Annotated in this window: 23 protein-coding genes; 22 read left to right on the forward strand and 1 reads right to left on the reverse strand. The window is 61.3% G+C overall.

Annotated features, from left to right (window positions below):
- Positions 1 to 12: 12 nt before the first annotated feature.
- From mrdA to rsfS, 11 genes are all read left to right on the forward strand, one after another.
- Positions 13 to 2082, forward strand: a complete 2070-nt coding sequence (mrdA, locus tag DXD48_RS05020) for a penicillin-binding protein 2 (RefSeq protein WP_117564244.1) — start codon at positions 13 to 15, stop codon at positions 2080 to 2082.
- A gap of 9 nt (positions 2083 to 2091) precedes the next feature.
- Positions 2092 to 3318, forward strand: a complete 1227-nt coding sequence (locus DXD48_RS05025) for an FtsW/RodA/SpoVE family cell cycle protein (RefSeq protein ID WP_055249988.1) — start codon at positions 2092 to 2094, stop codon at positions 3316 to 3318.
- 18 nt (positions 3319 to 3336) lie between these two features.
- Positions 3337 to 4266 (forward strand): YcjF family protein, encoded by a 930-nt coding sequence (locus DXD48_RS05030; protein ID WP_117564245.1) that lies wholly within the window; start codon positions 3337 to 3339, stop codon positions 4264 to 4266.
- 10 nt (positions 4267 to 4276) lie between these two features.
- Positions 4277 to 6154: a TIGR03960 family B12-binding radical SAM protein gene (locus tag DXD48_RS05035; protein ID WP_117564246.1), complete on the forward strand. Its 1878-nt coding sequence runs from the start codon at positions 4277 to 4279 to the stop codon at positions 6152 to 6154.
- Entirely contained in the window at positions 6151 to 6963 is an 813-nt protein-coding gene (locus DXD48_RS05040; protein ID WP_117564247.1) for a TIGR03936 family radical SAM-associated protein, read from the forward strand. Before DXD48_RS05035 ends, DXD48_RS05040 begins: the two co-directional genes overlap by 4 nt.
- Before the next feature lie 67 nt (positions 6964 to 7030).
- Complete coding sequence (gene rplU / locus DXD48_RS05045; RefSeq protein WP_035138585.1) at positions 7031 to 7405, forward strand: 50S ribosomal protein L21; 375 nt, start codon at positions 7031 to 7033, stop codon at positions 7403 to 7405.
- Between the two features lie 33 nt (positions 7406 to 7438).
- Positions 7439 to 7696 (forward strand): 50S ribosomal protein L27, encoded by a 258-nt coding sequence (rpmA, locus tag DXD48_RS05050; RefSeq protein WP_006236075.1) that lies wholly within the window; start codon positions 7439 to 7441, stop codon positions 7694 to 7696.
- 84 nt (positions 7697 to 7780) lie between these two features.
- Positions 7781 to 9259, forward strand: a complete 1479-nt coding sequence (gene obgE, locus DXD48_RS05055) for a GTPase ObgE (RefSeq protein ID WP_199407897.1) — start codon at positions 7781 to 7783, stop codon at positions 9257 to 9259.
- Positions 9260 to 9262: 3 nt separating this feature from the next.
- On the forward strand, positions 9263 to 9940 hold the full coding sequence (nadD, locus tag DXD48_RS05060; RefSeq protein ID WP_117564249.1) for a nicotinate-nucleotide adenylyltransferase: 678 nt from the start codon (positions 9263 to 9265) through the stop codon (positions 9938 to 9940).
- A gap of 86 nt (positions 9941 to 10026) precedes the next feature.
- Positions 10027 to 10560 carry a bis(5'-nucleosyl)-tetraphosphatase (symmetrical) YqeK gene (gene yqeK / locus DXD48_RS05065; protein WP_199407900.1) on the forward strand — a complete coding sequence of 178 codons (534 nt, stop codon included), beginning with the start codon at positions 10027 to 10029 and terminating at the stop codon, positions 10558 to 10560.
- Between the two features lie 27 nt (positions 10561 to 10587).
- Positions 10588 to 11043 carry a ribosome silencing factor gene (gene rsfS, locus DXD48_RS05070; protein WP_117564251.1) on the forward strand — a complete coding sequence of 152 codons (456 nt, stop codon included), beginning with the start codon at positions 10588 to 10590 and terminating at the stop codon, positions 11041 to 11043.
- Between the two features lie 98 nt (positions 11044 to 11141).
- Here the strand turns inward: rsfS and dinB are convergent, their stop codons facing one another.
- The gene (gene dinB / locus DXD48_RS05075) at positions 11142 to 12395 is read right to left on the reverse strand and encodes a DNA polymerase IV (RefSeq protein ID WP_117564252.1); all 1254 of its coding nucleotides are present in this window, start codon (positions 12393 to 12395) and stop codon (positions 11142 to 11144) included.
- A 201-nt stretch (positions 12396 to 12596) separates the two neighbouring features.
- On the opposite strand from dinB, the gene rpsP reads away from it, so the two are divergent.
- The 11 genes from rpsP to DXD48_RS05130 all read left to right on the forward strand — a co-directional run bounded on the left by rpsP (position 12597) and on the right by DXD48_RS05130 (position 23632).
- Positions 12597 to 12938 carry a 30S ribosomal protein S16 gene (gene rpsP / locus DXD48_RS05080; protein ID WP_022094749.1) on the forward strand — a complete coding sequence of 114 codons (342 nt, stop codon included), beginning with the start codon at positions 12597 to 12599 and terminating at the stop codon, positions 12936 to 12938.
- A gap of 42 nt (positions 12939 to 12980) precedes the next feature.
- Entirely contained in the window at positions 12981 to 13226 is a 246-nt protein-coding gene (locus tag DXD48_RS05085; RefSeq protein WP_171021534.1) for a KH domain-containing protein, read from the forward strand.
- A 4-nt stretch (positions 13227 to 13230) separates the two neighbouring features.
- Positions 13231 to 13752: a ribosome maturation factor RimM gene (gene rimM / locus DXD48_RS05090; protein WP_089573449.1), complete on the forward strand. Its 522-nt coding sequence runs from the start codon at positions 13231 to 13233 to the stop codon at positions 13750 to 13752.
- 10 nt (positions 13753 to 13762) lie between these two features.
- Entirely contained in the window at positions 13763 to 14509 is a 747-nt protein-coding gene (gene trmD, locus DXD48_RS05095; protein ID WP_117564254.1) for a tRNA (guanosine(37)-N1)-methyltransferase TrmD, read from the forward strand.
- Position 14510: 1 nt separating this feature from the next.
- The gene (gene lepB, locus DXD48_RS05100; protein WP_233506722.1) at positions 14511 to 15119 is read left to right on the forward strand and encodes a signal peptidase I; all 609 of its coding nucleotides are present in this window, start codon (positions 14511 to 14513) and stop codon (positions 15117 to 15119) included.
- A gap of 59 nt (positions 15120 to 15178) precedes the next feature.
- Positions 15179 to 16090: a glycine--tRNA ligase subunit alpha gene (locus DXD48_RS05105; RefSeq protein WP_117564255.1), complete on the forward strand. Its 912-nt coding sequence runs from the start codon at positions 15179 to 15181 to the stop codon at positions 16088 to 16090.
- 3 nt (positions 16091 to 16093) lie between these two features.
- Positions 16094 to 18190 (forward strand): glycine--tRNA ligase subunit beta, encoded by a 2097-nt coding sequence (gene glyS, locus DXD48_RS05110; RefSeq protein WP_117564256.1) that lies wholly within the window; start codon positions 16094 to 16096, stop codon positions 18188 to 18190.
- A 34-nt stretch (positions 18191 to 18224) separates the two neighbouring features.
- Positions 18225 to 19100 carry a pyruvate, water dikinase regulatory protein gene (locus DXD48_RS05115; protein WP_117564257.1) on the forward strand — a complete coding sequence of 292 codons (876 nt, stop codon included), beginning with the start codon at positions 18225 to 18227 and terminating at the stop codon, positions 19098 to 19100.
- A gap of 346 nt (positions 19101 to 19446) precedes the next feature.
- On the forward strand, positions 19447 to 22197 hold the full coding sequence (gene ppdK, locus DXD48_RS05120; protein ID WP_117564258.1) for a pyruvate, phosphate dikinase: 2751 nt from the start codon (positions 19447 to 19449) through the stop codon (positions 22195 to 22197).
- A gap of 211 nt (positions 22198 to 22408) precedes the next feature.
- Complete coding sequence (rplS, locus tag DXD48_RS05125; protein WP_006236098.1) at positions 22409 to 22750, forward strand: 50S ribosomal protein L19; 342 nt, start codon at positions 22409 to 22411, stop codon at positions 22748 to 22750.
- Positions 22751 to 22843: 93 nt separating this feature from the next.
- Entirely contained in the window at positions 22844 to 23632 is a 789-nt protein-coding gene (locus DXD48_RS05130; RefSeq protein ID WP_117564259.1) for a ribonuclease HII, read from the forward strand.
- The last annotated feature ends 123 nt before the right edge of the window (positions 23633 to 23755 follow it).

Raw genomic sequence — 23755 nt, forward strand, 5'->3', positions numbered from 1 at the left:
GGAGGCCTGTAGATGTCTTCCCAGATGACGGTTATTATCGCCGGTATCGTGCTGGTAGTGGCCATCGTGGTCGCGCTGGTCATCATGCGTCGCGGCGATTCTCGTTTTACCTACGATACGCAGCATGGAACGGCCCCGCGCGCCACCGAGGGCGAGGGCAATACCGCGACGACCGCCTTTAAGGGCCGCTTCTCCATCCTCACCACGGGTGTGGGCGCGATGTTCGCGGCGCTTGCCGTCAAGCTGTGGGGCATGCAGATGGTCTCGTCGGACTATTACGAAAAGCAGGCTAATAGCAATCAGACGCGCACCGTTACCACACCCGCTGTGCGCGGCCGCATCCTCGACCGCAATGGCGTGGCGCTTGTCCAGAACCGTCCCTCACTTGCTGTCGTGGCCTACCGCGACCTTGCCGAGGATGAGGTTCTGGTTCGCCATCTTGCCAACGTGCTCGGTATGCCCTACGTGGCGGTGCTGCGCAATATTCAGGACAATTCCGAGGGCGCTCAGAGCCTGCATACCATCGCGACGGACGTCCGTCGCTCCACGGTTGCCTATATTCAGGAGCACGCCGGCGAGTTCCCGGACGTCAAGATTGCCGAGCGTACCGAGCGCCAGTATCCATATGGCGAGACGGCCTGTCACATTTTGGGCTATACCGGCACCATTACCTCCGAGCAGCTTGAGGCCCAGAATAAGAAAACCTCTGGCGACGATGATGCTTCTGCTGGCCGGATTACGTACCAGTCGGGCGATATCGTGGGCCAGGCGGGTGTTGAGAGCTACTACGAAAACCTGCTGCAGGGTATTCGTGGCGAGCAGACCGTCAAGGTCGATGCCTCGGGCAATGTGACCGGTCAGGCCGGCGCCGTGCCCGCCAAGGCCGGCTCCGACATTAAGCTCACGCTCGACCTTAAGATCCAACAGGCCTGTGAGACGGCGCTGGCGAGCGCCATCGAGCTTGCCAAGACCACTGGCTACAGCAATGCCGGCAACGGCGCTGTGGTGTGTCTCGATCCCAACAATGGCGAGATCCTGGGCATGGCGAGCGAGCCCAAGTTCGATCCTTCCGTCTTTATCGGCGGCGTCTCAAATGACGTGTGGACCGAGCTCAATGATGACAAGGGTTCGCACCCGCTGCTCAACCGCGCCATTAGCGGACAGTACATGTCGGCCTCGACCATCAAGCCGCTTTCGGCACTGGCCGGTCTTGAGTTTGGAACCTACACTTCAACACAGACAACCAACTGCACGGGCTATTGGACGGGCTTGGGCAAGGCTTGGGGCAAGCGCTGCTGGTTGACGTCTGGCCACGGCACCATGACGCTGCAGTCGGGTATCGCCAACTCGTGCGACCCCGTCTTCTACGACATGGGCAAGGCGTTCTTTTATGACGAGCAACATTCCGAGGGCCTGCAGGAGGTCTTTCGTCGCTGGGGCCTAGGCAAGACCTGCGGTATCGATCTGCCGAGTGAGGGCGCGGGCCGTATTCCCGATGCCGAGTGGAAAGAGTCGTACTTTACCGACGCCTCTGCCGAGGACCGCAAGTGGAATGCCGGCGATATGACCAACATTGCCATCGGCCAAGGCGACATCCTGGTGACGCCCCTGCAGATGGCGTGCGCCTATATGGGTCTTGCCAACGGCGGCAAACAGTACGTGCCTCACGTGTTTTTGTCTGCCGTGTCGCGCGATGGCGACGGCGATGCCTATAAGTACAACGGCAAGGGCAAGAAGAAGCGCCTGGAGGCCAAGATCAACAGCGATTCGGATTTGACTCTTGTTCGCAACGGCATGCACGACGTGATTTACACGGCATCGACGTCCCTGGCGGCTCACTTTGGCACCCTGACGCCGCAGGTGTACGGCAAGTCGGGCACGGGCGAGAAAAGCGGCGAGGACGAATACGCGTGGTTCTGCGCCTATGCACCGGCCGATGATCCCAAGTATGTCATCGCTACTGTCCTGGAGCAGGGCGGCGGTGGTTCGGATACCGCGATGCATGTCGTGCGCGACGTGCTCGGCGTGATTTATGACGAGCCCGATACCTCTTCGGCCTCGGGCGATTCTTCGGTTCGATAGGAGGTTGCGATGGATTTTTCTCCGGCGGATCTGTTCCGTTCAACCAAGACCGGCTCTCGCAGCAGCCTGGACCGCGTCAACAAGCAACTTTCGGCCTCGCGCGGTACGTTTCGCCAAAAGGTGCATATCGGTGTGCTGCTGGCTACCGTTGCGCTCGTTGCCTATGGCGCCATCATTATTTGGTCGGCGTCACAGTTTAAGGCCGACGCCTCATTCTCGCGCCACCTGCTGGGCATTGGCATTGGCGCGGTGCTTGCGGTGCTCGTCTGGCGTACCGATCTGCGCGGTATTTCCAATTTTTCGACGGCGTTGCTCGTCATCGACCTGATCGTGATCTTCTCGCCCAAGATTCCGGGTCTGTCCTATACGGGCGGTCTGGGCATGACAGGCTGGATCAAGATTCCCGGTATCGGCTTGACATTCCAGCCGGTCGAGCTTGCCAAGCTCATCACCATCTTCTTTATCGCCACGCTTGGCTCGCAGTATAACGGCCGCATCGATACCGTTCGCGACTACGTCAAGCTCTGCGGCATGCTGTCCATCCCGTTTTTGGCCGTCGTTGCCATGGGCGACCTGGGCTCGGGCCTGGTCGTGCTGGTCTCGGGCGCCATCGTCATCTGCATGAGCGGTGCGCGCCGCGAATGGGTGCTGTCGACCCTGGCCCTGCTTGTGGGCCTGGTGGCCCTCGTCCTGGCGCTCGATTCGGTCTTTGATTCGTTGCTCGGCCACGATGTGCTCATCAAGCAGTATCAGATGAACCGCCTGACGGTCTTTATCGACCCCGATAATGCCGATTCGGACGATGCCTACAACCTGCAGCAGTCGCTTATCGCCGTTGGCTCGGGCGGCTTCTTTGGTAAGGGTTTGGGCCATGCGACGCAGTCGGCCGGCGGCTTTCTTCCTGAGTTCCACACCGACTTTGTCTTCGCCTTCCTATCCGAGACCTTTGGCTTTTGCGGTTCCTTTTTGCTCCTGTGCCTCTACGTGCTGCTGATCTTTTCGACGATTCGCGTCGCCTTTAAGTGTGAGTCGCTGTTCTTGCGCCTATCGTGTGTGGGCATCGTTGGCATGTGGGCGTTCCAGACCTTCGAAAACATCGGCATGTGCATTGGCATGATGCCGATTACCGGTATTCCGCTACCGTTTATTAGCTTCGGTTCGTCTTCGATGATGATTCAGCTGCTGACGGTGGGTATCGTACAATCCATATGGCGGCATCGTTCGGGCGCCGCGTAACCGCTGGAGGGGTTTGCTATGAAAATTCCCGTAGATAAGCTGACCCGCGCTTTTAAGATGGGCGCGTCCGTTAAGAAGGATTCCGATACGCCGGTGCGCGTCTCGGTCTATTTGGATTCGTCCGCCTCGCGCTTTCTGGCCGAGACGGTGCGTGACGCCTTTGTGCCGCAGACGACCTCGGGCATTGTGCGCGTCGAGCGTCTGGGGGAGGAGCGAATTGCTCCAAAGACCGATACCGATGTGGTGCTGGTGCTCTCGTGCGGCTCCGACCGCTTGGAGAGTGCCGTGCAGGAGCTCGTGATCGCCGGCGCCCCCGTGTGCGTGCTTGCCGAGTCTGCTGTGGAGGTGCCGTTTATCGAGGAATCCACGCCCATGCTCGGCGTGGTGGCGGCAACCGATAAGACGTATCTGCTCGAGACGCTTGCCCGCTGGATTCTCGATCGCACCGACAAGGAAACGGCTTTTGCGGCGAATTTTGCCTTTATGCGCATCGCGGCAGCTAATCGTATCATCACCTCGTGCGCGCTCACCAATATGGCGACCGGTGCACTGGTGTTTTTGCCGGGCGCCGATTATCCTGTTATGGCGCTGGCGCAGGTGGGCATGCTCTTTGAGCTCGCTGCCGTCTTTGGACGCGGCATTAAGCCTGAGCGCGGCTACGAGGTCGCGGGCGTGCTTGCCGGCGGTCTTGTGATCCGCGCGGTCACCCGCGCGCTCGTCAAGCAGACGCCGCATATTGGGTTTGCCGTCAAGGCGCTCACTGCTGCCGCGGGCACCTATGGCATGGGCCGTGCGCTCGTTTCGCTCTACGAACGCGATGTCGACTACAGCCGTGCCAACGAGGTGGTCACTGCCACGTTCTCCCGCGTTCGCGATCTGGTGACCACGGTCGCGGGCACTACCCGTCCTATGGCGTCCTATCAGGACGCATCAGATCTCGCTGCTTAGGGGTTTTCCGTTGCGCGTTCCGTACCAAGATTGTTTTCATTTAATTGAGCCGTTGCTCGCCAAGGTCGAAAAGCCGAGTCGCTATATCGATCACGAGTGGGGCACGCTTTCCAAGGCCGATGCCGACTACCGTTGCTGCCTGATCTACCCGGATGTGTACGAGGTTGGTCTGCCCAACCAGGGTATCGCCATCCTCTACAACATCCTTAACCAGGCCGAGGGCATCTCCTGCGAGCGTGGCTATGTGCCGTGGCCCGATATGGGTGACGCTATGCGCGAGGCAGGCATTCCGCTGCTCTCGCTCGAGGGTGCAGCGCCGGTCGCTTCGTTTGATATCGTCGGCCTGCATGTGCCGCACGAGATGGCGGTGACGAACTTCCTTGAGGCACTCGACCTCGCTGGCATTCCGCTGTTAGCGGCCGACCGTACCGAGGACGACCCCATTATCATCGCCGGCGGCCCCTCGGTGTACAACCCCGAGCCGTACGCGGCCTTCTTCGATGCCATCCTCATCGGCGAGGGCGAGGAGTCGCTGCTCGAGACCTGCCAGCTGCATCGTCGCCTGCGCGACGAAGGAGTCCCGCGCGCACAGATTGTTGAGCAGCTTGCATCCATTGCCGGCAACTACGTGCCGTCGCTCTATGAGGTTCGTCACGACGAGCCCTGTTCGCCGCATGGCTACACCGTGCCGCGTGAAGGCAAGAATGCGCCGACCGTGGTCTACAAGCGCGTCGTCGAGGATTTCGGCGCCACGAATCCGCTGTCGCAGTCGTGCGTACCCTATGCGCAGCTGGTCCACGACCGCCTGTCTATCGAGATCCTGCGCGGCTGCGCCCGCGGCTGTCGTTTTTGCCAGGCCGGCATGACGTATCGCCCAGTGCGCGAGCGCTCGGCCGACCAGATCGTCTCGTCGGTGATTCAGGGTCTGGAAAAGACCGGCTATGACGAGGTGTCGCTGACCTCGCTCTCCACGACTGACCACTCCTGCATTCGCGACGTGCTCGGCAGGCTCAACCGTCGCCTGGAGGATACGGGTATTCGCGTATCTATTCCGTCGCAGCGCCTGGATTCGTTTGGCGTGGATATGGCCGAGTCGGTCGCCGGCGAAAAGAAGGGCGGCCTGACGTTCGCGCCCGAGGCCGGCAGTCAGCGCATGCGTGACATCATTAACAAGAACGTGACCGAGGAGGACCTGGACCGTGCGGCCAAGGCGGCCTTCGAGGCCGGCTGGAACCGCATGAAGCTCTACTTTATGATGGGCCTTCCCGGTGAGCGCGACGAGGACATCGTAGCCATTGCCAATCTGGCCGATCACGTGCTGGAGCTCGGTCGTTCCGTGGTGCCCAAGGCTCGTCGCGGCTCGATTTCGGTATCCATCTCGGTTTCGGTCTTTATCCCCAAGGCTGCCACGCCGTTCCAGTGGTGCCCGCAGCTCGACTACGACGACGTCAAGCGTCGCCAGAAGCTGCTTATCACGAGCGTTCGCAACCGTGCCGTCCGCGTGCATTACCACGATGCCGAGACCTCGCTCATCGAGGCCGCGCTGTCCCGCGCCGGTCGTGACATGACGCCCGTCATCATCGATGCTTGGCGCTCGGGCTCTCGCTTTGACGCCTGGGTAGAGCATTTCTCGCTCGATAACTGGAAGGAAGCTGCTGCCAAAAACGGCATCGACCTCAATGAGCTCGTGCACCTGCCCTACGAGTTGGACTGGCGCCTGCCGTGGGAGCACGTGAGTCCCGGCTGCACGCGCGGCTTCCTCGAGCGCGAGTACCGTCGCTCGCTCGAGGGCGTCACGACTCCCGACTGCACCCGCACGTCGTGCACCGGCTGCGGGATCTGCCCCACGCTCCACGCCAAGAATGTATTGATGGGTGATCGCGCATGAGTGAGCGCCTGACCGACAACCCCTCGCTCTTTAGGCTTCGTGTTCGCTATGGCAAGCGCGACCGCCTTAAGTACCTGGGCCATCTCGAAGTAATCCATACCATTGAGCGCATCGTGCGCCGTGCGGGACTTCCCTATGCCGTCACGCAGGGCTTCTCTCCGCACATGCGCGTGGGCTTCTCTTCGGCGCTACCGGTTGGTACGTCGTCGACCTGCGAGTGGTATGACCTGTTTATGACCGAGTTCGTGGCGCTCGACGAGGCGTTTGGGCGCCTGGCTGCGGCCTCTCCGGCCGATCTGGCGCCCATCGAGGCGGCGTACATCGACGTGCGCACGCCGGCGCTCACGGCTCAGCTTACGCGTCTGTCGTACCGTATCGACTTGCACCTGGACCCCGAAGCCCCCGTGAGCGCCGACGAGGTGCGTCGTGCGATCGACACGCTGCGCGCGGGTCATGGTATTGACTATGCGCGCGGCAAAAAGAGCAAGCGCTTAGACCTTGACCACACACTGGTGGGCTATGAGATCACGGCGGGGGAGCGTCCGGACCATCTGGTGCTCATGCTCGACACCCATGCCGACAACGAGGGCTCCATGCGTCCGGAGATTTTGCTTTCTGCTGCTGATGTTTTGTTGCAGGGCTTGACCCCGGGCGTCGATGCACCTATTGTTTCCACCGGTATGCAAGACCTCGTGACCATCTGCTCCTACGATGTCGAGCGTCAGAATCAAGCATGCGAGGACGACGAGGGCCGACTCGTCAGCCCCATACCTGTGCGAACTTGTGGATTTGCTCCACATACTCGTTGACGGGGGTATTTTCGCCTGCTACTATATTCGGCTGTTGCACTAACTGATGCATGAAGGGCAAGTAAACATGTACGCAATCGTTAACACGGGCGGCAAGCAGTACAAGGTCGCCACCGACGATGTCATCACCGTCGAGAAGATCGAGGGCAATGAGGGCGACAAGGTCACCCTGCCGGTCATCTTCCTCAACGATGGTAAGAAGATCGTCACCGATCCCGACAAGCTGGCCAAGGCCAAGGTTACCGCTCAGATCGTTGAGCAGTTCAAGGGCGAGAAGCAGCTGGTCTTCAAGTTCCACAAGCGTAAGCGCTATCGTCGTCTGAAGGGTCACCGTCAGCAGCTCACCAAGCTGAAGATCGTGAAGGTCCAGGCTACGTCCCGCGCCAAGAAGGCTGTCAAGGCAGAGGCCGAGGCTGTTGCCGAGGCTCCCGTCGCCGAGTAGATTACACTCGTAACGAAAGAGTAGGTATACACAATGGCACACAAAAAAGGACTCGGTTCCTCCCGTAATGGCCGTGACTCCCGCGGTCAGCGCCTTGGCACGAAGCGCTATGCCGGCCAGACGGTAACCACGGGCACGATTCTCGTCCGTCAGCACGGCACGCACATCCACCCGGGTGAGAACGTTGGCCGTGGCAAGGACGACACGCTGTTCGCGCTGGTCGACGGTACCGTTGAGTTCCACAAGGGTATCAAGCACAGGGTCAGCGTACGCCCGCTCGCGAACGCGTAATTCACCCTTCATAGAGCACATATGTGGGAGGCACTTGAGTTTTAGGATTCAAGGGTCTCCCTCTTTTTGTAGGAGGCGATTCTGTTGTCACAGTTCACCGATATCAGCCGCATTAACGTGTGCGGCGGCGACGGCGGAGCCGGATGCATGTCGTTTAGGCGCGAGGCATTTGTCCCCAAGGGCGGCCCCGATGGCGGCGACGGCGGTCGTGGCGGCAATGTCGTCATCCAGGCCGATGCTCAGCTGTCTTCGTTGATCGATTACCGCTTTAAGCATCACTTTCGCGCCGAACGCGGCACGCACGGGCAGGGTGCCCGTCGTAACGGCAAGAGCGGCGAGGACCTGATCCTGAAGGTTCCCATGGGCACCGTGGTGCGCGAGCTCGACCCCGAGACGCAGACCCCGATGTTCGAGATTGCTGACCTGGTGCACGATGGCGAGCGCGTTGTCGTGGCGCCCGGCGGTGCCGGTGGCCTGGGCAACACGCACTTTGTGACGTCGGTGCGCCGCGCGCCCGCGTTCGCTCAGCTGGGCGAACCGGCCGAGGAGCACTGGATTGAGCTCGAGATGAAGCTTATGGCCGATGCCGCGCTCGTGGGCTTCCCCTCGGTGGGCAAGTCCTCGCTCATCGCGCGCATGAGTGCCGCCCGACCCAAGATCGCCGATTATCCGTTTACCACGCTCGTGCCCAATCTGGGCATGGTGCGTGCCGGTGAGTATTCTTACGTTGTTGCCGACGTTCCTGGTTTGATCGAGGGCGCGAGCGAGGGCAAGGGTCTGGGCCACCAGTTCCTGCGCCACATTGAGCGTACGGCCCTGATCATGCATGTCGTCGACATGACGGGCGGTTTTGAGGATCGCGACCCGGTTGAGGATTACCGCATCATCAACCGTGAGCTCGAGCAGTATGGCGCCGAGCTTTCGGAGCGTCCGCAGATTGTCGTCGCCAACAAGTGCGATGCGCCGGGCACGGCCGACAAGATTGCCGACCTCAAGCGCGCCGCGCTCGACGATGGACATATGTTCTTTGCCGTGTCCGCCGTGACGGGCGCCGGCCTCAACACGCTGATGCTTGCCGTGGGCGAGCAGGTGGCTAAGCTGCGTGCCGAGTTGGCGGTCTCCGCTGAGCCGGTCGATCTGCGCGACGAGGAGTGGGAGCGCCGCCGTCTGCAGCGCGAGAAGCGTTTCCGCATTGTCCAGGAAGAGCCCGGTGCCTTCCGTGTGGTTGGTCGCGCGATTGAGCGCATGGTCATCCAGACCGACTGGGAAAACGAGGAAGCTGTCATCTACCTGCAGCATAAGTTCGCGCGCATGGGTGTCGACGATGCGCTCGAGAAGGCCGGCTGCCGTGCGGGCGACGAGGTCCGCATTTGCCAGCGCGCCTTTGACTTTGAGGGCGCTGAGGACTTTTCGGAGTACGAGGAGCTCGAGGACGCTGGCGAGGACGCTGGCGAGGACGTTGCCGTTGAGGCCCTTGACGTGACCGATGCTCCGGATGAGGGCGTCGAGGTTGTCGATGCGGCGGATGTCGCGGACGATGCCGAGACCTCGGAGGGCGAGTAAGCCATGTCGCTGCGCGGTGGAATCGGTTTGCCCGAGCTGCCCATAAAAGAGGGCAAAGAGTTTCGGCTTGGCATTATGGGCGGCACCTTCGACCCGATTCATTACGGGCACCTGGTGACTGCCGAGCAGGCGCGCGAGTCGCTCGACTTGGACGCTGTGCTCTTTATGCCGGCGGGCTCTCCCGCCTTTAAGCTTGACAAGCCGGTGACGCCTGCCGAGGACCGTTATGCCATGACGGTCCTCGCCACCGCCGCGAACCCGGCCTTTTTGGCGAGCCGGTTCGAGATTGACCGTCCGGGCATAACCTATACGGCCGATACGCTTCATGCCCTTCGCGACTTTTACCCGCCGCAGGTAAAGCTCTACTTTATTACGGGCGCCGACGCGATTATCGATATTGTGACCTGGCATGATGCCGAGCGAATCGCTGAGCTTGCTACCTTTATTGCGGCGACGCGACCGGGCTTTGATATCGATACGGCGCGTGCCCGAATCAAAGAGTCGGGGCTGCCGTTCGACGTGCGCTATATTCAGATTCCGGCGCTGGCGATCAGCTCGACGAACATTCGTAAGCGAGTTGCCCGCGGCATGAGCGTGCGCTATCTTACGAGCGAGTCTGTGCTCGGCTACATTCGCAAGCGCAGGCTATATGCCGATTTGGGACAAGAAGATTTTGAGTGATGGGGGCTACGTTGTCGGTAGAGGATCAGTTTGAGGGCGATGAGCGCGCGCTGCTCAAGCGCATTCAAGAGCTGCTCGATGTTCGCATGAAAGATAAGCGCAAGCGCTATGTGCATTCGCTGGGTGTTGCCGAGACCGCACTTCATCTGGCCGAGGTCTACGGCGTTGACCGCTTTGATGCGGCTGCCGCCGGCTTAATTCACGATTGGGACAAGGTTCTTTCCGATGACGAGCTCGTGGCCCGCGCGCTTCACTATGGCATCAAGGTTGCCGGCTCTCCTTCCGCCGCGACGCCGCTTTTGCATGGCCCTGTTGCCGCCTATGAGCTTCCGCAGCTTTTCCCCGAGCTGTCGCCGGCTGTTTTCCAGGCTGTCGACCGTCACACCGTGGGTGCCTGCGACATGACGCCGCTCGATATGGTGGTCTTTGTGGCCGATGCCATCGAACCCAACCGCCATGGTGATTATGCCCACGCGCTGCGCAAGATGGTGGGGGAGCCGACGCTTGACGAGTTGTTCTTCTCCTGTTTTGCGCAGGGTCTGGTCTATGTGATCCAGTCCGGGCGCTATCTTTATCCCACGGCTATTACGATTTACAACCATTACGCCCAGCTGCGCTAGCTCGGGCTATCTAGAAAGAGGTATTCCATGGCCGACGAGACCATGACCGACGAGCAGATTCTTGAAGGTGTGGAGCACAAGAGTTTCGTTGCCACGTCCGACCGCACTGCCGCCTCGCTGTCCGCGAGCGGTGTCGCCGCCGAGGATGTCGCCCGCGCCGCCGCGCAGGCCGCCTACGACAAGAAAGGCGAGGACGTTCAAGTGCTCGACCTGACTGAGCTTTCCGATGTGTGCGACTACTTTGTCATCGCTACCGGCACCAACAACCGTCAGGTTGATTCGATCGTTGACGAGATCGAGGAGAAGGTCGCCGAGGCTTGCGGCGAGCATCCGTTCTCCATCGAGGGCCGTGAGCAGAAGACCTGGATGCTCATGGACTACGGTTCGGTTGTCGTCCACGTCTTCACTCCCGAAGCCCGCGACTTCTACCGCCTCGAGAAACTCTGGGGAGACGCTCCCCAGCTCCCCCTCAATCTCCTCTAGTAGCTCATTTGAGACGGGGGTTTTAGCTACCCTCACGCATATCGCCGGGCAGTTGCGGTTTTCCGCACCTGCCCGGCTTTCTTTTTGCCCAAAGGCGGTTAATCGTTGAAGCGGGATTGGCGGCCGAAGGATAGGGCGGTGTCGCCGAACTTGTCGCGGACGGCGTCAATTGCGACGGAGAGGTCGCGTCGGTCGCTGGATTGGGCCCCGCGGTCATCGACTTCGCAGAACAGGTCGGTTTGGATACCGCCTTGGTGGTTGAAGTCGCTCATGCCGATGCCTGCTAAGCGAACATGCATGCCTTCCTGCCAGATGTTGTCGAGCAGTTCGAGCGCAACCGCCACAAAGATGTTCTCATCGTCGGTGGGGTGGGGAAGCCGCCGCTGCGCCGTTCGCCCGCTTCCATACGAATACTTGAGCTTGAGCGTCACCGTGGCGCCCGTTAGTCCCTGACGGCGCAGGCGGCGTCCCACTGACTCTCCCAACAACGCAATCGCCGCTTCGATGTCCCCACGCTCAGTCAAATCTTTCGCAAAGGTGCGCTCATTGCTCACGGATTTAACCTCGCGTTCCTCATCGAGGCTTGTTACTTCGGATATTTCGAGCCCCAGCGCACGCTGGCGCATGCGTTCGCCGTTGACGCCAAAAATAGAGGCCAAGGTGGATTCCGGTGCACGTGATAGCTCGCCGAGCGTGTAGATGCGCATGCGGCGCAGTCGCTCCTCGGCCGAGCGCCCGATGCCGCTCATGGCAGATACCGGCAGCGCGGCCAAAAAGCGCTGCTCGGTTCCGGGGCGCACGATGGTCAGCCCAAACGGCTTATCCCGCTCGCTTGCGATCTTTGCGACCGTCTTGTTGCAGCCCACGCCAATGGAACAGGTCACTCCCAGCGCTGCCACGCGGTCGCTTATGCGCCGTGCAACCAGCAGCGGGTCCTCGGGCGCAAAACGACCCGGTGTGATATCGATAAAGGCTTCGTCGATGGATACGCGCTCAACGCGCGGCGTCTCTTCGGCAAGAATCGCCATGACCTGCGCGCTCACCTCGCGGTAGCGATCAAAGTGCCCATGCGTCCAAATGGCCTGCGGACAGAGGCGCCGTGCCTCGGCCGAGGGCATGGCGGAGTGCACGCCAAAGCGACGCGCCTCGTATGAGCAGGTGGACACAACGCCGCGGGAATCGGCATCGCCACCCACGATGAGTGGCTTGCCGCGCCACTCGGGATGGTCGAGCATTTCCACGCTCGCAAAAAACGCATCGAGATCCATGAGGCCCACCGCCGGCCCCGTCCAGGGCGGCGGCGTGACGCCCGCAGCATCTTCATAACCGTATGTATGTTCGCGTCTTTTCATGGCATGAGTATACCGCGCAGCTCATGTGGGGTGCGTGGATGTGCTTGCAAATCGCGAATTCTTGTCTAAGATATGGATTTGCCTTCGACTACACCGAAGAAGTTGGTCTCACGGACTTCACCTGCCCGCGTCGATGGCGTATTATGTTCAACTGTTTGTTTGTAGTTGCAGCCTAAAGCTGCTTGGTTGGAGGAGTTTCCTTTGGCAGTCAAGATTCGCCTTGCTCGTCACGGCGCTAAGAAGCGTCCGTACTACCGTGTCGTCGTCGCCGATTCCCGCGCCCCGCGTGACGGTCGTATCATCGAGGAGGTTGGCCGCTACAACCCGATGACCGCCCCCAAGACCATCAACCTCGACCTCGAGAAGATCGCCGACTGGCAGTCCAAGGGCGCTCAGCTCACCGACGCCGTCGCCGCTCTGGTCAAGGCCGCCAACGAGGGCGAGAAGACCGAGACCGTTGTCAAGAAGTCCAAGAAGCAGCTCGCCAAAGAGGCCGAGGCCGCTAAGGCTGCCGCTGAGGCCGCTGAGGGCGCCGAGGAGTAAATCGTGCCTGAGGTTGACTCTGCACAGCTCGAGGGTGAGGCAATGCTCTCAGATCGCATCGCCGATCTCGTCGAATATCTCGTTGTTCAGATCGTCGACGACCCGGATTCCGTGAGCCTTGAGGTCATCGATGGTGACGACGCCTCTACGATCGAGGTTTCTGTCGCCGAGGATGACGTCGCTAAGGTCATCGGCCGTCGTGGCCGTACCATCAAGGCCATTCGCACGCTCGCCCGTGCACTGGCCGCTCGCCTCGACACTGCTGTCGAGGTAGAGGTTCTGGGCTAGGACCTTGAGGTCCCAGTACAAAAACATCGCCCGTGTGGTCAAGCCGCACGGAAGGAAGGGGGAGGTCCTCGCGCAGCCGCTGCGGGGGCTTCCTTCTGTATTAGAGCCGGGTATGCGCGTCGCCCTGACGCCGCCGGCGCTCAAGCGGGACCGTTTTTGCACGGTCGTGTCCGTCACCGATACGGGCGATGGCGATCTGGTCTCGTTTGAGGGCATTGACGACTTGACGGCCGCCGAGGGCATCACGGGATGCTATGTGTTGGCAAATCGTGACGATTTTGAGCTCGATTCACTCGACGCCGCCTATTCCGACCTGATGGGTCGCGAGGTGGTCGACGAGCGCTTCGGTTCACTCGGTACGATCGTCGAGATCATGTCGACGCCCGCTAACGATGTTTGGGTTGTCGAGGGCGATCGGTACGGCGAGGTACTGATTCCCGTGATCGAGCAGGTTGTGCTCGATCTTCCCGACACAGGAACAATTTCCGTCCACGTTATGGACGGCCTGATCGATATGGACAAGTAGGGAGGACAACATGCTGATTGAGACCCTTTCGGTCTTTCCCGAGATGTTTGAGCCCGTCATGTCCACATCGATTTTGGGCCGCGCCCGCAAGGCCGGCCTTTTTGATTTTAAGGCGTATAACCTGCGCGACTGGACGCACGACCGCCATCGTACCGTCGATGACGAGCCGTACGGCGGCGGGCAGGGCATGCTGATGAAGGTCGAGCCTATCGCCGAGGCTATCGAGGCCATTAGCGCGGAGGGCCCCAAGCCGACGGTGGTGTTCTTCACCCCGTGCGGCGAGCCTTTTACGCAGCATGTGGCCGAGCGCCTGCTCAAAAGCGAGCGCCTGCTGTTTGTGTGCAGCCGTTACGAAGGTGTTGACGAGCGTGCCTATGCGTATGCCGACGAGCGCCTGTCGATCGGCGATTACGTGCTCACGGGCGGCGAGCTTCCCGCTATGGTCGTTGCCGATGCCGTCGTACGCCTGATCCCCGGCGCCCTTGGTGACGAGATGAGCAACGTGGACGAGTCGTTCTCGACCGCCGAGGACGGAGGCCTGCTCGAGTATGCGCAGTACACCCGCCCTGCCGAGTTCAACGGCGAGGGCGTGCCGCCGGTGCTCGTGAGCGGCGACCATGCCAAGGTTGACGCCTGGCGCCGTAAGAAGGCCATCGAGCGCACCTGCCGCTGGCGTCCCGACCTGATCGAGACGGCGCGGCTCACGCCCCAGGAGCGCGCATACGCGCAAGATTTGCTTTCCGGAAGGGGTGAATAGAATGGTGGATGATAAAGGGCGTCAACGGGTTCACCTCGAACATGATTTTGGCGAAAGGTCCGTTTTCACTTTACGTGGTGCTCTGGAGTGGATTTTAGTCATTCTTATCGCGCTCGCCGCCACCTTCTTGATCCGCACCTTTGTGGTCGAGCCCTTTGTGGTACCCACCGGCTCCATGGAGGACACGATCGAGATTGGCGACCAGATCCTGGCACAAAAGGTGAGCCTCGAGCTCGGTCAGCCCGTCAAACAGGGTGATATCGTGGTGTTCCATAACCCCGATGCCACGTCCGAGCATGACGTGCTGGTAAAGCGCGTCATCGCCACGGCCGGCCAGACGGTCGACCTTCAGGACGGCAAGGTCGTCGTTGACGGCCAAGCGCTCGACGAGGACTATACGACGGGCATGAGCTGGCCGCTTTCGGTCCAGGCGCCCGCCGCCCAGGTGAGTTATCCCTACACCGTTCCCGACGGGTGCGTGTGGGTGATGGGCGACAACCGCGAAAACTCTGCCGACTCGCGCTACTTTGGTCCCGTCGATCGCTCTGATCTGATCGCCGTGGCGCTCGTGCGCTACTGGCCGCTCAACCGCATCGGCGCTATCGACTAAAAACCGCTATAGTACAGTACCTAACCGTGTAATCGTTTCGACGAGGGGATATTAGAGGCATGAACGCTTCATCGCTTTCCTTCCAAGACATCATCCTGCGCCTCCAGCAGTACTGGGGCGAGCAGGGCTGCGTCATCATGCAGCCCTATGACTCCGAGGTCGGTGCCGGCACCTTCCACACCGCGACCACGCTGCGATCGCTCGGTCCCGCCGAGTGGCGCACCTGCTATGCGCAGCCTTGCCGCCGTCCCGCCGACGGCCGCTACGGCGAGAACCCCAACCGCATGCAGCACTACTATCAGTTCCAGGTGCTCATCAAGCCGTCTCCGTCCAACGCCCAGGAGCTCTACCTGGGCTCGCTTGCCGCTATCGGCCTGGACCCCAACGACCATGACGTCCGCTTTGTCGAGGACGACTGGGAGAGCCCGACGCTGGGCGCCTGGGGCCTTGGCTGGGAGGTCTGGCTCAACGGCATGGAGGTCACGCAGTTTACGTACTTCCAGCAGGTGGGCGGTATCGAGGTCGACCCCGTGCCCGTCGAGATCACCTATGGCCTGGAGCGTATCGCCATGTACGCCCAGGGCGTCAACTCGGTCTACGATCTGGTGTGGAGCTATCTGCCCGACGGCACGCCCATGACCTACGGCGACGTGTTCCTCGAGAACGAGCGCGAGTTCAGTGCCTATAACTTTGAGGTCGCCAACGTCGAGATGATGCGTCAGAAGTTTGACGACTACGAGGCCGAGTGCCATTCCTGCCTGGAACGCAAGCTGCCGCTGCCCGCATACGACTGCGTCATGAAGTGCAGCCACGCTTTCAACCTGCTCGATGCCCGCGGCGCCCTGTCCGCGGTCGAGCGTGCCAACTACATCCTGCGCGTCCGCGCCGTCGCCAAGGCGTGCTGCGAGGCCTATATGGCCGAGGTCGCCGGAGTCAACGAGAATGCCGACCAGGAAGGCGAGGTGGCGTAAGCCATGGCAGACGCTAAGGATTTCCTGTTTGAGATCGGTACGGAGGAAATGCCCTCCGCACCGCTGAACAATGCCGTCAAGCAGCTTGGCACCATGATTGCCAAGGGCCTCGACGAGGCCGGTCTGGCCCATGGCGAGGTCCGCGTGATCTCGAGCCCGCGTCGTCTGGCTGCGCTCGTGGCCAACGTCGCCACTGCGACCGATGAGGTTCACGAGGTCAAGCGCGGTCCCGCGGCTAACATTGCCTTCGATGCCGACGGCAACGCCACCAAGGCCGCCCAGGGCTTTGCCCGCAAGTGCGGTGTGGGTGCCGAGGATCTGGTCCGTCGCGAGGGCACCGACGGCCGTGAGTACGTGTTCGCCGAGAAGAACATTCCTTCCGCACCGGCTACCCCGATCCTGACGGCCCTGTGCGAGAAGACCATCGCCGGCCTGCAGTGGCCCAACTACCGCAGCCAGCGCTGGGGTCACGAGCACGCTACGTTTGTACGTCCGGTCCGTTGGATCTGCTGTCTTCTGGGCGAGGACGTTGTGCCCGTGTCGTTTGCCGACGTGACGAGCGGCAACACCACGCGCGGCCATCGCGTGCTTGGCCCCGGCGACCATGTTGTCGCCAGCCCCGCCGTCTACGAGCAGGTGCTCGAGGACGCCGGCGTGCTTTCTGCCGAGCGTCGTCGTGAGGCCATCCTTGCCGGCATCGCCGAGGTCGAGGCTGCTCGCCCCGGCTGCCATGTCGATACGCCCAAGAAGGTCTTTGAGGAGGTCATCAACCTCTGCGAGTGGCCGACGGTGCTCGTCGGTACCTTTGACGAGGAGTTCCTCAAGGTCCCGCACGAGATTATCTGCGAGTCCATGCTCACCAACCAGCGCTACTTCCCGATCTATGACGGCGAGGGCAAGCTCACGCGTGAGTTCGTGGTCGTTTCCAACAGCAAGCCCGAGAACGCCGAGCGTGTGATCGACGGCAACGAGCGCGTCGTGCGCGCCCGCCTGGACGACGCCAAGTTCTTCTACGAGGAGGACCTGAAGATCTCCCTCGACGAGTTCCGCGAGCGTCTGGCCAAGGTCGCCTTCCAGGAGAAGCTCGGCAGCGTGCTCGCCAAGTCCGAGCGTGTTGAGCAGCTCGCGCTCGCCATTGCCCGTGAGGCCCATCTGGGCGCCCACCTGGCCGCCGACGCCGCTCGCGCCGCTCACCTGTGCAAGGCCGACCTGGTGTCCAACGCCGTCGTCGAGTTCACGAGCCAACAGGGCGTGATGGGCGGTTATTACGCGACCGCGATGGGGGAGAACGACGAGGTTGCCCACGCCATTCGCGATCATTATCGTCCCCGCTTTGCCGGCGACGAGCTGCCCGAGGGCACCGCTGGCTGCATCGTGGCCTGCGCCGACAAGCTCGATACCATCGCCGGTATCTTTGCCATCGGCGAGCCCCCGACTGGCTCCTCCGATCCCTACGCGCTGCGTCGTGCCGCTATCGGTATCATCAACATCCTGCGCGACCGTCTGCCGATCGATCCCACGTCGCTCATCGACTTTGCGCTCGAGCTCTATAGCGAGCAGGGCATTGAGTTCGACGCCGCCGAGGTCGCGCAGCAGGTTCGTGACTTCTTCCATGGCCGCCTGGTGAGCATGGCCCGCGACGAAAAGATCCCGGCCGATACCGTTGCCGCCGTCTCCGCGGTGCACATTATCGCCCCGTCCGTCTTCTTCGCCCGCTGCGCCGCCCTCGACGAGGCCCGCAAAAACGACGCTGAGACGTTCGACAACCTGGCTACCGCCTATGCCCGTGCCGCGCATATCTCGAAGCCCGAGCTGGGTGCGGAGTACGACCGCGCCCTGATGGGCGAGGCCGAACTCGCGCTCGCCGACGCCTCCGAGGCTGCTCAGACCGCTGTCGATGCCGCCCTTGCTGCCGAGGACTACCCGGCCGCATTTGCTGCCCTCGCCGCCCTGCGTGCCCCCATCGACCGCTTCTTCGACGAGGTCATGGTCATGGACAAGGACGAGCAGCTTCGCGATAATCGCCTTAAGCTGCTCAACCGCTTCGAGGCCGTTTTCTCCGGCATCGCCAACATCGGTGAGCTTGCCCGCAAAAAGTAAGCCAGCCTGCGCATAAGCGCAAAAGGAGCCCCGCATGGATTGCCCGGTCACCGCTCGTCCCATCGTTATCGTTATCTCCGATTCGCTCGGCGATACCGCTTGTGAGGTGGTGCTTGCGGCGTCCGGGCAATTTGATGAAGGGGCTTTTCGTCTCTTGCGCCTGCCCAAGGTGACCTCGGTGGAGCAGGTCAAGTCATTTGTGGGGCCGCGCGTCGATGCCGACCATCGCGATGTCGCCGTGTTCCATACCATTGTCGATCCGGCGCTTCGCGCCCGCGTGCTCGATTACCTGGGTATGCTGCATATCCGTTCGGTCGACCTGATCGGCCCGACGCTTGCCGTGCTGTCGTCGCTCATCGGTGTGCTGCCCAAGTGCGTTGCGGGCGTGATTCACAAGACCGATGACCGCTATTTCCATCGTATCGAGGCCATGGAGTATTTCGTTGAGCACGATGACGGTCGTGGTTGCGACGATCTGTCGGGTGCCGATATCGTGCTGCTGGGTGTGTCGCGTACATCCAAGACGCCGCTGTCGATGTATTTAGCCTATCAGGGCTACAAGGTCGCCAATGTCCCACTGGCGCATGGCATGGAGCCGCCCAAGTCGATTTACGAGGTTGACCCGATGCGCCTGTTCGGCTTGATTTCGACCGTCGATGTGATTTCCGAGATTCGCGATAGCCGCTTGGGCGACGACTACGCCCGCGCCGTCGCAGGCTCCTATGCCGAGCCCGAGAGCGTGCGTAGTGAGCTTGCGGAAGCCCGCGCGCTCATGAAACGCCTGGGCTGCTTTGTAGTGCGTACCGACGGCAAAGCCATCGAGGAAAGCGCTGCCGAGATCATTGCTCATCTCGAAGAGATTCAAGAGGCAAGAGCCCGCCGTGCCGCCCGCCGCGCTCAACAGCAGTAGTCCTTTCTGTGATGATTTTTCTGGGACGGGGATTAAAAAATCATTAGGTACTCAATGATTTTTTAATCCCCGTCCCAGAAAAATCATCGGAGTGGCTAAATAGCCTGAATTGATAAAGCGATTTAGCAAAAACATCGCATCTGACCTGCAATCTTCTTGTAGTGGTATCTTCATAAGGTAACCAACTTTACCTACCGTTTACCGCTAGTTTTAGCACGTTTACCAAACCGCGCACCCTCTGCTCAAGCCTGCCCAAAACCCGCCGTATAGTTCCCTCACGGCCCGCATCCGGCGGGTCGATTCGTTACCACGGTCGTGCGCGTAAGCGCATGGAAGGGGAAGTATCGTGAGCGATTGCAAGAGGGTTTACCGTTTTGGAACCGACGCCCAGGGCACCTGTGTCACCGAGGGCGACAAGTCCATGAACTTCGTGCTTGGCGGCAAAGGCGCAAACCTTGCCGAGATGAGCCGCATCGGCCTGCCGGTTCCCGGTGGCTTTACCATTACCTGCCAGACTTGTGTCGAGTACTCCGGTGCCGGCAACGTGTGGCCCGAGGGCGCACTCGATGAGATCGTTGCCGCCGAGGCGGACCTCGAGGCCCGTTGTGGCAAGAAGCTCGGCGACGCCTCCGACCCGCTGCTCGTGTCGGTTCGCTCGGGCGCTCCGTTCTCCATGCCCGGTATGATGGACACAGTCCTCAACCTGGGCCTCAATGACGATTCCGTTCAGGGCCTTATCGCCCAGACGCAAAACCCGCGTTTTGCCTGGGATAGCTACCGCCGCTTTATCCAGATGTTCTCCAACGTCGTCATGGGCGTCGACGCCGACCTGTTCGAGAACGCTCTGACCCAGGCACGCTTGGTCGCCGGCGTTCGCGTCGATTCCGAGCTTTCGGCCGAGGACCTGCAGGGGCTCGTCGAGACCTTCAAGGGGATCTTCTCCGACAACGTCGAGGCCGCCCTGTACCCCGAGCTCGAGGTCGCTGACGGCAAGCCCGTCTTCCCGCACGACCCGGAGCTCCAGCTGCGTCTTGCCATCCAGGCCGTCTTTGGCAGCTGGATGAACGAGCGCGCCTGCATCTACCGCAAGCAGCATGGTATCTCCGACGAACTCGGCACCGCCGTCAACGTTCAGGCTATGGCCTTTGGCAATAAGGGCGAGACCTCCGCGACCGGCGTCGCCTTCACGCGCAACCCGGCCGACGGCACCAAGGAGTTTTACGGCGACTTTCTGGTTAACGCCCAGGGCGAGGACGTCGTCGCCGGCATCCGCAATACCGAGCCCATCGCCGACCTCAAGACCACCCCGGGCCTCGAGTCTGCAGGTGAGGAGCTCGAGCGCGTGTTCCTGACCCTCGAGGATCATTATCGCGATATGTGCGATATCGAGTTCACCATCGAACAGGGCAAGCTCTGGATGCTCCAGACCCGCGTGGGCAAGCGTACCGCCACGGCCGCCCTGCGCATCGCCATCGAGATGGTCGAGGAGGGCCTGATCACGCGCGAGGAAGCCGTGGGGCGCATCGACCCCGCACAGCTCGATCAGCTCCTGCACCCGCAGTTCGATGCCTCCAAGAAGTATGAGGCACTTGCTACCGGCCTTAACGCCAGCCCCGGTGCCGCCGTGGGCGAGGTTGTGTTCTCGAGCGATGACGCCGTCGCGCGCGCCAACGAGGGTCACAAGGTTATCCTGGTTCGCTGGGAGACCAACCCCGACGATCTGAAGGGCATGGTCGCTGCCGAGGGCATCCTCACCAGCCATGGTGGCAAGACGAGCCACGCAGCCGTTATCGCCCGCGGCATGGGTACACCCTGCGTCTGCGGTGTCGAGCGCTTCCACATCGACGCCGCCGAGAAGGTCGTGCACATCGATGGCAGCGACCGCGTACTGCACGAGGGCGATGTCATCTCCATCGACGGCACCCAGGGCATCGTCGTCGACGGCGCGGTCGACCTGGTCTCTGCAGAGCTCACCGGCGATCTGGACACCATCCTGTCCTGGGCCGACGAGATTCGCCTGGACGAGACCTGTGGCCACGCCAACCATGTGCGCGTCAACGCCGACAACCCTGAGGATGCCGCACTCGCCCTCGAGTTTGGCGCCGAGGCCATCGGCCTGTGCCGCACCGAGCACATGTTCCTGGGCGATCGTAAGAACATCATCCAGAGCTTCATCCTGTCCGACGACGAGGCCGTGAAGCAGCAGGCCCTGGCCGACCTGCTCAAGGTCCAGACCGAGGACTTCCTAGCCATGTTCAAGACCATGTCCGGTCGCGATGTGGTCGTTCGCCTGCTTGATCCGCCGCTGCACGAGTTCCTGGATAATCCTCGCGAGCTCGAGGTCGCCATCACCAAGAAGGAGGCCGCCGGCGCTCCCGAGGAGGAGCTCACTGCCCTGCGCGCCCGCCTACGTCGCATTGACGGCATGGTCGAGTCCAACCCCATGCTGGGCTTGCGCGGCGTGCGCCTGTCCGTCGTCTTTAGCGATCTGCCTCTCATGCAGGTTCGCGCCGTCGCCACGGCTGCTGCCCGCCTTATCAAGGAGGGCGTCGACCCGCGCCCCGAGATCATGGTTCCGCTCGTCTCCATCACGGCCGAGCATGTTCAGACCCGCGAGGTCATTGAGCGCGTAATCGCCGAGGTTTCCGCTGAAGAGGGCGTTGAGCTCAACATTCCCGTGGGCACGATGCTCGAGCTGCCGCGCGCCTGCATGGTCGCCGACGAGATCGCCCATCACGCAGATTTCTTCTGCTTTGGCACCAACGACCTCACCCAGACGACCTTTGGCTTCTCGCGCGACGACGCCGAGGCCAAGTTCATCCCGCTGTACCTGCACAAGAAGATCCTGAAGGACAACCCCTTCGAGACCATCGATACGGCGGTGCTGGAGCTCGTGCGTATGGCCGTCGAAAAGGGTCGCGCCACCAACCCTGGCATGCACTTTGGCGTGTGCGGCGAGCACGGCGGCGACCCCAAGTCCATCAAGGGCCTGTTTAACGTGGCCGATGTGGACTATGTGTCCTGCTCGCCCTACCGCGTGCCCCTCGCGCGCCTAGCTGCCGCTCAGGCCAAGCTCGAGGCCAAGCGCAACGCCTAGCCCCCTTGCGCATCGACGCCTAGCGTAGCCCCCCTTCATGCCGCCCGTCTCATTCGTGAGACGGGCGGTTATCATGTGCGGGTTTTGTCTTTTTGTCTGCGCAAAAAATTGTTCTTGCAGCAGAAACCCGCGCGTGTATACTCGAATACGTTTGTTCAACTACGTGCCGGCCAAGGTGGTACGGCACCTCTAGAAGAGTAAGGAATTGCACATGGATTACATCCGCGCAATCGAGCGTCAGCAGATCCGCGAGGACATTCCTCAGGTTCGCGTCGCCGACAACGTCAAGGTTCACTACCGCATTAAGGAAGGCGACCGCGAGCGCATCCAGGTTTTCCAGGGCGACGTCATCCGCATGGCCGGCGCCGGTGCCCGCGAGACCTTCACCGTCCGCAAGATGTCCTTCGGTGTCGGTGTTGAGCGTACCTTCCCGCTTCACAGCCCCAAGATCGCCAAGCTCGAGGTCGTTCGTCATGGTCGCGTCCGTCGCGCCAAGCTGTACTACCTCCGCGACAAGGTGGGCAAGGCTGCTCGCATCCCCGAGAAGCGCTAAGAAGATCGCAGCGTCTGTCCACTCGTTTGGACACAAGGGTCACCTTCGGGTGGCCCTTCTTTTTATCTGATTTGCATGCAAGGAGGGCCTGGTATGGCCAACATGACGAGCTCGGTTTCGGCATCGCAGGTTGCTGGTGAGTTGGCGAGCGCTACGTTCGAGGAGATTCCCGCCCTCGTGGAGCATTATCGCGAGGACCCGCGCCAGCAGGTGATCAAGGCTTGTGAACGCGCCCTCAAACGCCATGACAAAGAGCTTGCCGAGCGCGAGCGCGTCAATGACATGTACGAGCTTATGCATCAGCTTGGCGGCGATGGGGTGGTCGTTGGTGTCGACGAGGTGGGCCGCGGATCGGTGGCCGGTCCTTTGACGGTATGCGCCGTCTGTCTTCCTATGGAGCCGCGCGTCTGGGGTATCAACGATTCCAAAAAGCTCACGCCCGCGCGCCGCGAGTTGCTCTCAGTGAAGATTGCCGAGGTGGCGACGGCGATCGGTTTTTGCCATATCGCGCCGAAGGATATCGATGAAATGGGCATGGCCCGTGCTATCCGTACTGCCGTTGCGGGCGCCGTGGCCGATACGGGACTTGAGCCCGACTGCGTCCTCATGGATGGTAACCCCTTGGGCGCCGTTCCTAACGAGCGCGATGTGGTGAAGGGCGATGCCAAAATCGCCTGCATCGCCGCGGCGTCCATCATGGCCAAGGTCACGCGTGACGAGATGATGGTCGAGTACGACGCCGAGTATCCCGAGTACCATCTGGCCGAGTCGAAGGGCTATGCAAGCCCCGAGCATATCGAGGCCATTCGCAAACATGGGCTTTGTCCACTGCACCGCGTGAGCTTTTGCGGAAACTTTCTGCAGACTGAGCGCCTTTTCTAGGTCAATTGTGGAGACAGGGACCTCTGGGGTTTTATAAACTTGCTGGTAACGGGCCGTATGCAACACCATTGCTGCGTACGGCCCGTTTTTTGACGGCATTTGGTCAGCTTTTGGTTTGCTTCC

Origin of the sequence: Collinsella sp. TM05-37, from assembly GCF_003436455.1 — a bacterium.
GTDB lineage: Bacteria > Actinomycetota > Coriobacteriia > Coriobacteriales > Coriobacteriaceae > Collinsella.